Origin of the sequence: Bradyrhizobium sp., from assembly GCF_004799445.1 — a bacterium.
GTDB lineage: Bacteria > Pseudomonadota > Alphaproteobacteria > Rhizobiales > Xanthobacteraceae > Bradyrhizobium.
Map to the genome: position 1 here is coordinate 1 of NZ_SSNA01000143.1, position 12,437 is coordinate 12,437.

Annotated in this window: 9 protein-coding genes and 1 tRNA gene; 7 read left to right on the plus strand and 3 right to left on the minus strand. The window is 61.8% G+C overall.

Translation table 11 applies throughout. The features are described 5' to 3' along the window. Positions 1-304: 304 nt before the first annotated feature. Positions 305-379, minus strand: a tRNA-Asn gene (locus E8A46_RS19785). A 270-nt stretch (positions 380-649) separates the two neighbouring features. Between E8A46_RS19785 and E8A46_RS19790 the strand changes: the two genes are divergently transcribed. The 5 genes from E8A46_RS19790 to E8A46_RS19810 all read left to right on the plus strand — a co-directional run bounded on the left by E8A46_RS19790 (position 650) and on the right by E8A46_RS19810 (position 7,827). After that, positions 650-1,315, plus strand: a complete 666-nt coding sequence (locus tag E8A46_RS19790; protein ID WP_291564793.1) for a protein-L-isoaspartate O-methyltransferase — start codon at positions 650-652, stop codon at positions 1,313-1,315. A 199-nt stretch (positions 1,316-1,514) separates the two neighbouring features. Then, positions 1,515-2,903, plus strand: a complete 1,389-nt coding sequence (locus E8A46_RS19795; protein WP_291564796.1) for a TolC family outer membrane protein — start codon at positions 1,515-1,517, stop codon at positions 2,901-2,903. 393 nt (positions 2,904-3,296) lie between these two features. Next, a complete protein-coding gene (locus E8A46_RS19800; RefSeq protein ID WP_291564798.1) occupies positions 3,297-4,049 on the plus strand; it encodes a DUF2497 domain-containing protein in 753 nt (250 codons plus the stop codon). A gap of 239 nt (positions 4,050-4,288) precedes the next feature. Continuing rightward, complete coding sequence (locus E8A46_RS19805; RefSeq protein ID WP_291564801.1) at positions 4,289-7,153, plus strand: valine--tRNA ligase; 2,865 nt, start codon at positions 4,289-4,291, stop codon at positions 7,151-7,153. Positions 7,154-7,173: 20 nt separating this feature from the next. Further along, entirely contained in the window at positions 7,174-7,827 is a 654-nt protein-coding gene (locus tag E8A46_RS19810; RefSeq protein WP_291564803.1) for an NAD(P)-dependent oxidoreductase, read from the plus strand. A 134-nt stretch (positions 7,828-7,961) separates the two neighbouring features. Here the strand turns inward: E8A46_RS19810 and E8A46_RS19815 are convergent, their stop codons facing one another. Then, positions 7,962-9,647, minus strand: a complete 1,686-nt coding sequence (locus E8A46_RS19815; RefSeq protein ID WP_291564805.1) for a beta-(1-6) glucans synthase — start codon at positions 9,645-9,647, stop codon at positions 7,962-7,964. Between the two features lie 182 nt (positions 9,648-9,829). On the opposite strand from E8A46_RS19815, the gene E8A46_RS19820 reads away from it, so the two are divergent. After that, complete coding sequence (locus E8A46_RS19820; protein WP_291564811.1) at positions 9,830-11,308, plus strand: GH1 family beta-glucosidase; 1,479 nt, start codon at positions 9,830-9,832, stop codon at positions 11,306-11,308. Between the two features lie 79 nt (positions 11,309-11,387). On the opposite strand, the gene E8A46_RS19825 is transcribed toward E8A46_RS19820, so the two are convergent. Then, complete coding sequence (locus tag E8A46_RS19825; RefSeq protein WP_291564807.1) at positions 11,388-11,660, minus strand: hypothetical protein; 273 nt, start codon at positions 11,658-11,660, stop codon at positions 11,388-11,390. Between the two features lie 210 nt (positions 11,661-11,870). Here E8A46_RS19825 and E8A46_RS19830 point away from each other — a divergent pair, with 210 nt between their 5' ends. After that, positions 11,871-12,434, plus strand: a complete 564-nt coding sequence (locus E8A46_RS19830) for a hemerythrin domain-containing protein (protein WP_291564809.1) — start codon at positions 11,871-11,873, stop codon at positions 12,432-12,434. Positions 12,435-12,437 lie beyond the last annotated feature (3 nt).

Sequence of the window (12,437 nt, forward strand, 5' to 3'; positions counted from 1 at the left end):
CGTTCGCGACCTGGCGCAGGATTTCCATAATCTCCAGCGCAGCGACGTGGCGAGCGGTGTTGGTAGTGCCCTTGAGCAGAAACGCCATCGCAGCGCGAAGCTTAGCCTTGGCATCGTCGGCACCGGCAAAATCCGAATCGAACTCGTCTGACATGACAATGCCTCGTGTCTGCGCGCACTCTATATACGGTCATTGACGGCTCAGTTCCACGCTGCGGGGAGGCCGGCAACGCATTTGCAGACACAGTGCAGACACGCGGGTTTTTCGGGAATTGGCGGATTTGCGAGAAGTGGCTGATTTGATTGGCTCCCCGGGCTGGATTCGAACCAGCGACCATTCGATTAACAGTCGAATGCTCTACCGCTGAGCTACCGAGGAATAGGCGAAACCGAGGGTTCGCACGCCGCAGCGTATAACAAAGCCTCCGAGCCTTGCAAAGGACGAAATAGGCCTCTGTGGCGCATCATCGGTCGGGAGACAGAAGACGGCCGACGCAGCGAATCGTGGCAGATTTGGACGGCGACACGGCGGATCGAAGGCCCTGGCCTCTGCCCGTAGCCGAGTTGCCTTTTGACAGGGCTTGTATCAATGATGACGCGGTTCTCGTTACCTTCCGCGGCCACGCCCGCACTCTTCTGAGGTTCTCCTATGTCCGGTTTTTCAACCGCGCGCCAGAAAATGGTCGATGGTCAGGTGCGTCCCAGCGACGTTACTGATGCCGGGATTATCGATGCGATGCTCACCGTGCCTCGCGAAGCTTTTGTTCCGCAGAATCAGCGTGCGCTGGCCTATCTCGACCTCGACCTCGATGTCAGCGAAGGCGGGCCGGCCAAGCGGTTCCTGATCAAGCCTGTGGTGATAGCGAAGATGGTGCAAGCCGCGGACATCAAGGACACCGACAACGTATTGGTCGTCGGTTGCGCATCCGGTTATTTGGCGGCACTGGTTGCAAAATTGGCTCGACAGGTGACGGCTACGGAGTGCGATCCGTCGCTGGTGGCGAAGGCGAGGGGGGTGTTGGGCGAACTCGGGATTGAGAATGTCACGGTCAAGGCCGCCGCGGTCGCCGCAGGTGATTCGGCAAATGCGCCCTATGATGTGATTATCCTCAATGGAGCGACCGAGATTGTGCCCGACGGGCTCTACCGGCAGCTCAGGGAAGGCGGTCGCCTGGTCGGGGTCTTTGCCATGACCCAGCCGCAGCGGGCCACGATCGTGACGCGATCGCATGGCGATTTCGGGAACCGGGCCCTTTTCGATGCCGCAATCCCGGTTTTGCCTGGGCTTGAGCGGCCTCCGGCGTTCGTTTTCTAGTCGCCGGCTTGGTAATCGCGTTCGAAACCAAAAGTGTGGCCCGGACGCCCCATGTCGGGAGTTTCCCACTGCTCCGGCTCTCGGGGGGTTCCTTAGCTCTTGCGCGCGGAATAAGGTGGGATGGGTATCTGTTTGGAATGACGTGACAACCTGGTTCAAAGGGGCGCGAACCGGCCAAGGCTTGAATGGAACATCGGGGATGAATGGGGTGAAGCTCGTTACCGGGGCTGCGGCTGCGGTGCTTCTGTTATCGTTTGTGGGCCCGGCGCCAGCCTTGGCCGACACGATCGAGGCTGCGCTGGTGCGCGCCTATCAAAACAACCCGCAACTCAATGCCCAGCGCGCCACCGTCAGGGCAACCGACGAGAACGTGCCTCAGGCGTTGTCGGGTTACCGCCCGAAGGTCGCGCTCACGGCGAGCGCGGGGTATCAATACGGAGATGCGCTTTCGAATTTCGGAACGCCGGTTGATTTTGCCGGAGCAACACCGCCAACCAGCGTCGGCGGTACAATCACGCAGACGCTTTACAACGGCAATCAAACCGGCAACAAGACGCGCGCCGCGGAGAGCCAGGTCTCGGGTGCGCGGGAAGGTCTGCGCGTCCTCGAACAGACCATCCTGCTCGCCGCCGCCAGCATCTACATGGACTATCTGCGGGATGCCGCCATCGTCGAGGTTCAGCGCAGCAACGTGCGCGTTCTCGACCAAACGCTCAAGCAGACCCGCGACCGCTTCAATGTCGGCGAAGTGACGCGCACGGACGTCGCCCAGTCGGAGGCGCAACTCGCCGCCGGCAAGACGCAGCTGCTCGCCGCCGAAGCAACCTTGACCACGACCAAAGCGAATTTCCGGCGAATCATCGGCAACGAGCCGGAAGCCCTTGCGCCGGGTTCGCCCGTCGATCGCTTTTTGCCGGCAACGCTGCCGGGCGCGGTCGAGCTCAGCCTGATCGAAAATCCGAATGTAACGGCGGCGATGTACGGCATCGACGTCAACTATCTCCAGGTCAAGGTGAACGAAGGCGCGCTGTTGCCGACGGTGACGATGCAGGCCACCGTCCAGCAGGCCTACCAGCAGAATGTCACGTCGCCTCGGACATTTAGTGCCTCGGCGGTCGCACAGCTTGCGGTCCCGATTTTCCAGGGTGGCGCCGAATATTCGCTGATCCGCCAGTCCAAGGAAACGCTGGCGCAACAGCGTCTCGTCCTCGAACAGACCCGCGACCAGACTCGCGCCAATACCGTCACGGCCTGGGGGCAATTGGTGGCGGGCAAGGCCCAGGTGGCGTCGGCGCAGTCGCAGGTGACCGCGTCGGAAATCGCGCTCAACGGCGTGCGCGAAGAGGCCAAGGCCGGGCAGCGAACCACGCTCGACGTGCTGAACGCCCAGCAGGCGCTGGTCAATGCCCGTGTCGCGCTGGTCACGGCGCAGCACGATCGCGTGGTGGCTTCCTACTCGGTCTTGAACTCGGTGGGACGGCTGTCGCCGCAGGTGCTCAATCTTGCGACCAACGTGTATGACCCGAGCGTGCATTACCATCAGGTGCGCGACAGCTGGTTCGGTGTTCGCACTCCCGACGGCCGCTGATGGCGGCCGTCGTCGCGTTTGTGAAATGACGGTCGACGTCGTCCCATCATAATTGGCGTAGACCACTGTCGCTGCACCGCCCCCGCTTTCGGTTGAAGCCGGAGGGCAGGCTGCGGCGAATCATGCGCCGTGGCGTTGCTTGCAATCATGAGTTGCCCTGACGTACCGTTCCTGCAGGCAGGAGAGCGATTCGCACCGCGTTCGGAACCCTCGGGGCCGCGGCGCTTCGGTGCCCGGCAGGGACAGAATGCGCGCGACGAGTCAGGCGGCGTTTGATCTGGGGACAAGTCGGGCTGATGCGACGAAAATCCGAGCCCGCATATCCGGAACCGGCAAATCCTGCGTTGATTGGTGTAAAACGCGTACGAGGGCGTTGATGAGGTGGAATCGGAGATGACGCAGCCTGCGAAGGTCCAAGAGCCCTCGATGGAGGAAATCCTGGCGTCGATCCGGCGAATCATTGCCGACGACGAAGCGAAGCCGGCGACCGCCGAGAAACCCGCCAGCCCCGCGGCTCCTGCCAAGGCGGAAAAACCTGGTGCTGCGGCGGCGCCAGCGAAGGCGCCCGTGATGAGCGACATTCCTCCGTCGGCCATTCCCGCGGCGCAAGCGGCCGCGGCGAAGGTGGCAGCGCCAGCCGCCCCCGCGCCACCCCCGCCGGCACCTGCGCCAGCGCCAGCGGTTTCCAACAGCCAGGACGACATCGATGCGCTGCTGAACGGCCTCGACGAGGCGACCACCCCGGAGGAGATCCGGCCGCCTGTGCCTGACGCCGACGTGCTGGAGCTGACCGACGAGATGGCGCTGCCGGATCCGCCGCAGCCCGCGTTCAAGAAGGTCGACCCGGCCGATGATATCGAGTTTACCGAAGCCGCCGCGGCGCCTCGGCGGTCCGCGTTCGAATCGCCATTTACCGAAAGCCCGGCGGCGCCTCAGCAAATTCTGTCACGCTCGACCGTTTCGGCGGTGGAATCCGCCTTCAATAGCCTCGCCCATACGGTGCTCAGCAACAACGCCCGGACGCTGGAAGATCTTGTCAAGGAGATGTTGCGGCCGATGCTGAAATCCTGGCTTGACGATAATTTGCCGGGTCTGGTGGAGCGCATCGTCAAGGCGGAGATCGAGCGGGTATCGCGCGGCCGCTGATGCGCTGGTCCTGGGGGACGCCGGCCGCCCAGATTCAGCCACCCACCGGGGTTTATCTCGGCTTTCGGCCCGACGTGCCATGTTGACTCGGCGTGCGCCGGCGGCTTTCTAGAGCGCGATCCGGAAAAGTCGAAACCGGTTTTCCGAAAGATCCCGCTCGAACAAAAGGATAGCGCTGGAGTCTGATTCAACTCCGGTTGAATAGACTGCAACCTCCCAACATCCCCGATTGCATCGCCATGATCGAGAAAAACTACCAGCCCGCCGATATCGAAGCCCGCATGTCCCTGATCTGGGAGGACAGCCGGGCGTTCAGCGCCGGGCGCCCGGAGCGGCGCGATGCGAAGCCGTTCACGATCGTGATCCCGCCGCCCAACGTGACGGGCTCGCTGCACATGGGGCACGCCCTCAACAACACCTTGCAGGACATCCTCTGCCGCTTCGAGCGGATGCGCGGGCGCGACGTGCTGTGGCAGCCCGGCACCGATCACGCGGGGATCGCGACCCAGATGGTGGTCGAGCGGCAATTGCTGGAGCGGCAGCAGCCCGGCCGGCGCGAGCTGGGGCGCGCCAGGTTCCTTGAACGCGTCTGGCAATGGAAGGCCGAAAGCGGCGGCGTCATCATCAACCAGCTGAAGCGGCTTGGCGCCTCCTGCGACTGGTCGCGCGAGCGCTTCACCATGGATGAGGGCCTGTCGCGGGCCGTGGTGAAGGTATTCGTCGAGCTGCATCGCCAGGGGCTGATCTACAAAGACAAGCGGCTGGTGAATTGGGATCCGAAGCTGTTGACGGCGATTTCCGATCTCGAGGTGCAGCAGATCGAGCTCAGGGGAAGCCTCTGGTACCTGCGCTACCCGTTGGAAGGCAAAACCTTCAATCCCGACGATCCCGCGACCTTCATCGTGGTCGCCACCACGCGACCGGAGACGATGCTCGGTGACAGCGCGGTCGCGGTGAATCCCGATGACGAACGCTACGCCCATCTGGTCGGCAAGCATGTGATCCTGCCGCTGGTTGGACGCAGGATTCCGATCATCGCCGACCAATATTCCGATCCGGAAAAGGGCTCGGGCGCGGTCAAGGTGACGCCGGCGCACGATTTCAACGACTTCGAAGTCGGCCGGCGGCACAATCTGCCGCAGATCAGCGTGTTCAATCAGGAAGCCGCGCTCGCGCTCGTGGGCAACGAAGATTACCTGCGCGGATTGCCGGAAGGCGCCATGCAGCTTGCCGAGGAACTGCATGGGGCCGACCGTTTTGCCGCGCGCAAGCAGATCGTGACGCGTCTTGAGGATTTTGGTTTGCTGGAGCGGATAGAGCCGAATACGCACATGGTGCCGCATGGCGATCGGTCCGGTGCCGTGATCGAGCCCTATCTGACCGACCAGTGGTATGTCGACGCCAAGACGCTGGCGCAGCCCGCCGTTGCCGCGGTGCGCTCGGGCGCAACGACCTTTGTGCCGAAGAACTGGGAAAAGACCTATTTCGAATGGATGGAGAACATCCAGCCATGGTGCATCTCCCGCCAGCTCTGGTGGGGTCACCAGATTCCGGCATGGTACGGACCGGATGGCAAGGTGTTCGTCGCCGAGACCGAAGAGGAAGCCATCGGCAACGCGCTCGGCTATTACGTCGAACAGGAAGTCATCACGCCGGAGCAGGGGCGCGAGATGGCGCTCGATCGCAACAAGCGCGCCGGCTTCATCACCCGCGACGAGGACGTGCTCGACACCTGGTTTTCCTCGGCGCTGTGGCCGTTCTCGACGCTGGGCTGGCCCGACGAGACGCCGGAGGTTGAGCGCTATTATCCCACCAATGTGCTGGTGACCGGTTGGGACATCATCTTCTTCTGGGTTGCCCGCATGATGATGATGGGCCTGCATTTCATGAAGCAGGCGCCGTTTTCGACGGTTTATATCCACCGGCTGGTTCGCGACGAGAAGGGCGCGAAGATGTCGAAGTCGAAAGGCAACGTCATCGATCCCCTCGGCGTCATCGACGACTTTGGCGCCGACGCACTTCGCTTCGCACTGGCACGCGGGGCTGCGCACAGCCACGATATCAAGCTCTCGCCGCAACTCGTCGAGACCAACCGTAACTTCGCGACCAAGCTTTGGAACGCCTGCCGCTTTGCCGAGATGAACGCCTGCGGGGTTTCAACGGGATTCGATCCGACCAAGGCCAGGCAGACGCTGAACCGCTGGATCGCGCACGAGACCGCGCGCGCCACCCGCGAGGTCACCGAGGCGCTCGAAGAGTATCGCTTCAACGATGCCGCGAATGCGATGTATCGCTTTGTGTGGAACGTCTATTGCGACTGGTACCTCGAATTGGCAAAACCCGTGCTGACGGGCGAGGAGGGTGACGCCAGGTCCGAGACTCGCGCGATGGTGGCGTGGGCGCGAGACGAGATTCTCAAATTGCTGCACCCGTTCATGCCCTTCATCACCGAAGAGCTGTGGACGGTGACGGCCAGGCGCGACGGCCTGTTGGCGCTGGCGCCGTGGTCGCGCAAGGCCAGCGCGTTGACGCCGGAGCAACTGGCCCTGATGTCGACCAACAGCCCCGATCCGTTGCTGCCGCCGATCTGGCTTGCCTTCGAGGCGGCCGAATTCACCGATGAAGCCGCCGAGGCCGAAATCGGCTGGGTGGTCGATCTCGTCACCGCGATACGCTCGGTACGCGCCGAAATGAACATTCCGCCGGCGACGCTGACGCCGCTTGTGCTGGCAGGCGCCTCGGCCGAGGCCCGGGAACGCGCGCCGCGCTGGAACGATGTGATCAGGCGGATGGCCCGGCTCGCCGACATCTCCTTCGCCGACCGCGCGCCGGAGGGCTCGTTGCAGCTGCTGGTGCGCGGCGAGATCGCGGCCTTGCCGCTCAAGGGGGTGATCGATTTCTCGGCGGAGAAAGCCCGGCTCGACAAGGAACTGGCCAAGGCCGACGCCGACATCAAGCGCGTCGACGCCAAGCTTTCCAACGAGAAGTTTGTCGCCAACGCGCCGGACGAGATCGTCGAAGAGGAAAAGGAAAAGCGCGAGGCGGCGGTGGCGCGAAAGGCGAAGATCCTGGAAGCGCTGCAGCGGCTGAAGAACGCCGAGTAGCGAACCGGTCAAATCGGAACATGAGAATCTTCCTCGCAGGCGCGACCGGTGTCATTGGGCTGCGGCTCGCGGCCCTGTTGCGCGATGCGAACCACCAGGTTGTCGGCACTACACGTACACTGGCAAAGGCTCCGATGCTCCGTTCGTTCGACGTCACGCCCCTCGTGGTCGACGTATTTGATCCCGATGCGCTGGCACACGCGGTCGCGACGGCGCAGCCCGATGTCATTGTCCACCAGCTTACCGACCTGCCTGCCGCGCCGGGTACGCCCGGGTACCCGGCAGCACAGGTGGCCAACCGCCGGCTGCGTACCGAGGGCACGCGAAACCTGATGCAGGCCGCGAGAATGGCCGGCATACGTCGTGTCGTTGCCCAGAGCATCGCGTTTGTCTATGCGCCCGGCGACGGTGCGCGTGTTGAAGACGATCAGCTCGACGTCGCAGCCGAGGGTGTCCGCCAGCTGACCGTGCAAGGTATTGTGGCGCTCGAGCGTGAGGTTCTGCAGGCCTCCGGCATCGTGGGCGTCGTGCTGCGCTATGGTTATTTTTACGGGCCGGGGACCTGGTACGAGGTTGCGCCGAAGCCCCCCGTCGGTCCATGCCGATGCCGCCGCGCAGGCTGCGCTGCTGTCGGTGAGCAACGGTGCCGCGGTCTACAACATCGCCGAGGATGACGGGGTTGTATCGAGCGCGAAGGCCAAACGCGACTTGGGGTTCGACTCGGCGTTCAGGCTCCCGGAACGGCTTGCTCGGAAGCTGCGATCCGTTCAATCCGAACCGCTACGGTAGTTCGGCCGCTTTGCCTGTCCTAGCCGGCGGCATCAGCTCTGGACCTCACGCGAGAGCGATCGGATTGAATGCGGCCGCTTTCCCTGGATAGGCCGACTTCGGAAATGTCGGCTGGAACGATCGTTGTAATTCCGGCAACGGCAATGCAGCGCGCCTGCCACAGCGTGGCGCCGAGCAAAAGATACGCGGCGGCGGTCCACAGCGCCTGCCAGTTGTCGGGGCCTTCGTTGAAGGTGGCATAAAGCGCGGTCGCGGCAAACAGGGCCACGAATATGGTCTCGGCGACCGGCCGCGTGCCTGATTTTGGACGGTTGAGCAGCGTCAGTGTCAAAAACGGCACCGCGGCCATGCTGAGGCCGGCGAACGGGAAATCGCGCCAACGCGGATCGAACAGGAAGCCCAGCGCGGTTTCCGCTGCCATCAGCGTGGTCACGGTCAAGGCCAGCCCCAGCAGCAGCGTTGCGACCGAGTTGGTTCTGCCTTCGCGCGGTCCGATCAATTCCAGAAATGTCGGCAGGCTCCGCCCCGACATCAAGGCGGTGGCGCACAGCACGGGTGATGCGGTCCCGGCCGCCAGCAGCGAACCCCATCCGAGCCAGCCACTGACACCGAAGCTTTCATAATATACCTTTTCGGCGGCCATCCCCAGCAGGACTCCGGCCGTGGTCGCGGACATCCCGACCGCAATCCAGGAGGTCAGCCGGGGCGTCCAGGGCCGGCGCCGCAACGTCAACCCGGCGGCGGCGAACACCGAGATCGCCAAGGCCATGCCGCTGCCCATCTGCAGCTTCCAGAACGGATAGTTGCTGATGGCGACACCCGGCGGGTATTTCAGCTTGCGGTTGTCCCCGTCGAACAAACCCCAATTGCCGCCCACGGTTCCTTCCCATTGACGCTTCCACGGCGCGTCGTAGGCCTCGATCAAGTTGACGTGAAAGTTCTCACGCTTCGCGATACCCAGAATCTCCGAGATAACGCGGGCCTGGTCGGTGCGCGACGGAAGTGCTCCTTCACGCATCCGCCCCATGCTTGGCCAGCCGGTCTCGCCGATCAGGATTTCCTTGCCGGGAAAGGCGAGGGCTACCCGCTTCTCGATGGCAGCCACATGCGCCGCCGCGGCTTCGGCGCGGACCGGAAAGTTTTCCCAATAGGGCAGGACATGAATCGTGACGAAATCGACATCGTCAGCGACTTCCCGGTAGCGCAGCCAGTATTCCCAAACATCGGCGTAGGTCACCGGAACACTCACGCGTGCCTTGACCGAGCGGATGAGTTCGCCAAGGTCGGACGGGGTCATGTCGCCATGCAACAGCACCTCATTGCCAACGATGATCGCCCTGATCACGCCAGGATAATCCCTGGCCAGCGATACCGCGGTGTCGATCAGCGTTGCGTTCTTCAGGCGGCCGTTTCCGATCCAGACGCCGAGAAGGACTTTCAGTCCAACCCGGGACGCGAGTTCGGGCACCTTGTCCAATCCGTTGTCGACCGAATAGGTGCGGACACATTGGGAAATCTTGGCAATCTCGATGAGGTCTTCCTGGATCTGTTCCGGCCTGACGATCAGGTCCGGGTTCAGCGGAGTCTGGTCGTTCCGGAATGGCGCATAGGACACGCAATCCAGTTTCGCCGCGGGATCGATCGGCGCATGGGCCAGCATCACCGGCGTGGCTAACCACCACCAGACCGCGGCAATGACGCTCAAGGATGTCAGGAGAAGCGCCAGCGGCGCGCGAAAGGCAATTGGTTCTGTCCTCCGGATAGCTTGTCGATTATGGTCAAGCGGTCCGCGCAGTCACCTCGGAATGCGTGGGGCACGGCTGAGTGCGACAGGTTTGGCTGTGTTTTGATAGCAAATTTGTCTTGGTCCCAACAAGTAAAGTGATGTTGTTCAACAGACTTTCTCGGCGCCATTTTGCCAGCATTGCAGGATGGTCGGCTTTGGGAATATCGACGAAACCGGCCGAATCCAGTCAGACCGGCGCGAGCAAGGAAAACAAGCTGCCGGATCGGAGCCTCGCTGCCGGCTTCCCGAGCGGCTTTCTGTGGGGGACGGCAGCCTCAGCCTACCAGATCGAAGGGGCCGTCAACGAAGACGGACGAGGTCCATCGATCTGGGATCGTTACGCCCACATCCCCGGCAAAATCGCGGATCGCAGCAATGCGGACGTCGCGAATGACAGTTATCATCTATACAAGGACGACGTGCAATTGATGAAGGCGCTGGGGGCGAAGGCCTATCGCTTTTCGATTGCGTGGCCTCGTGTTTTCCCGGAAGGCACAGGGACGCCAAACCCGAAGGGCCTCGATTTCTACAATCGGCTTCTCGATGAACTGCTGGCGAATGGCATCGAGCCGTTTGCAACGATGTATCACTGGGATTTGCCCCAGACGCTTCAGGACCGCGTCGGCGGATGGATGTCTCGCGACACCGCAACGGCCTTTGGGGAGTATGCCGGTTATGTCGCAGCGCGCCTGAGCGATCGGGTGAAACATTTCTTCACCATCAACGAGTGCTCGAGGCTGGTTGATCTCGGCTACGGCGCCGAGGTCGACGCCCCGGGCCTGACGTTGGCGCAACCAGCGCTGAACCAGGTTCGTCACCACGTCGCGTTGGGGCACGGTCTCGCGGTGCAGGCGATCCGGGCGCACGGCCGCGCGGGAACCAAAGTCGGTCCGGCCGAGAACATCGTCATCTGTGTACCCGCAATTGAAACGCCAGCGAACATACGTGCGGCAGAAATCGCCACGCGCGAACTCAACGCCGGCTACCTGACCGTGATGCTGGAAGGAAAATACACCGATGCCTTTCTGGCCTATGCCGGCAAGGATGCCCCGAAATACACGGCCGAAGACCTGGCCGTCATTTCGTCCCCGATCGATTTCGTCGGGCTCAATGTCTACATGCCGCATCATTACGTGGTTGCGGCCGATGACGCGCACGGCTTTGCCCTGACGCCGTTTCCCGCATCGTTTCCACATATGGAATCGAGCTGGCTCAAAATCGGTCCCGAGGCGATGTATTGGGCGCCGCGCCATGTGGCGAAGCTTTGGGACGTGAAGTCGATTTACATCACCGAGAACGGTACGTCGGCGACGGACCAGCCTGCCGCGGACGGCCATGTCGATGATGTCGATCGCATCATGTATCTGCGCAATTATTTAACGCAACTGCAGCGCGCGACATCCGAGGGTGTGCCCGTGCTTGGCTACTTCCTGTGGAGCCTGATGGATAATTTTGAATGGTCGGACGGCTTTGAAAAACGCTTCGGGCTCTATCGGGTCGATTTCAAGACGCAGCGGCGCACCCCCAAGCTGAGCGCATCATTCTATCGCGAGACGATCGCGCGAAACGCCGTCGTTTAGGGCGTGAACCGGCAAATTCAGAGCGGTCGGCGAATGTCCGCTTCTCTAATCGGCCGTTCGGGGTCAAGCAGCGGTCTACTCAATGCTGGAGCGCTGCGCAGTCAGGGCAGACCCCGTCTGCGGCTTCGTCGAGCTGGCGGTTAATTTCTCTGTGCAGAGCTTTATGCTCCCATGCTGTGCCATCGCTTTTAATGACTTTAGTGGCACGAACATAGGCATGGGTTTCCGCAGCGTCATCACCGACACGGATTGTTACATTGTCATGGAACGGGCAAATCGCTATCGCGCGCGCCGTCGTCAGCGCATATCGAACGACAGAAGCGAGATCGTCGGTCCGGCTATCGATGGACATAAGAGACCTCTTTCAACCAGCTCAAGGTCTTTTCTTTAAAAGCGGATCACAAAAATCATGCCGCACTTTGATGCGGATCAATGATCAGTATCGGCAGGTCCGAAAAAAGTGAAGTCCCCGTACCTTATTCCGACCCCGATTTGATCTGCCGCAAAAACCTGATACCGCGTCAGGGATAATCTATTTGAATTCCCTGTGTGGAGCGCGGCCTTGATCATTGAGCGCTTAAGCCAAGAGCACCGCAATATTGAGAGGCTGCTTGCCATCCTCGAGCGGGAACTTGCGGTTTTCGACCGGGGAGACCGCCCCGACTACGAGGTTATTCGCGCGGTTATCAGCTATTTCGAAGTCTACCCGGAAGTGTATCACCATCCCCAGGAAGATCTGGTCTTTGCCAAGCTAAGAGAGCGCGATCCGGTTGCGGCTGCGAAGGTCGGTGATCTCGCTCACGAACACCACAAAGGGGCTGAGCGCTTGCGCCGCGTCGTTCAGGTGGTCGGGTACGTGCTCGCGGATGGTGAAGTTCTTCGGCAAAATGTCGATACTATTATTCGCGATTTCATCGCGCATGAGCGGCAGCACATGATGATGGAAGATCGAGAGTTCTTTCCTGCTGCGGTTAAGGCGCTTAAGCCTCAAGATTGGACGGAGATCGCTTCGGCCGTAACCGGTCATAAGGATCCGCTGTTCAGCGATGTCACCGAAGAGCGGTTCGATGCGCTACGCGCACATATTTTGCGGCTGGAGCAAGAGGCTGAAGCCGAACGAAAGTAGGCG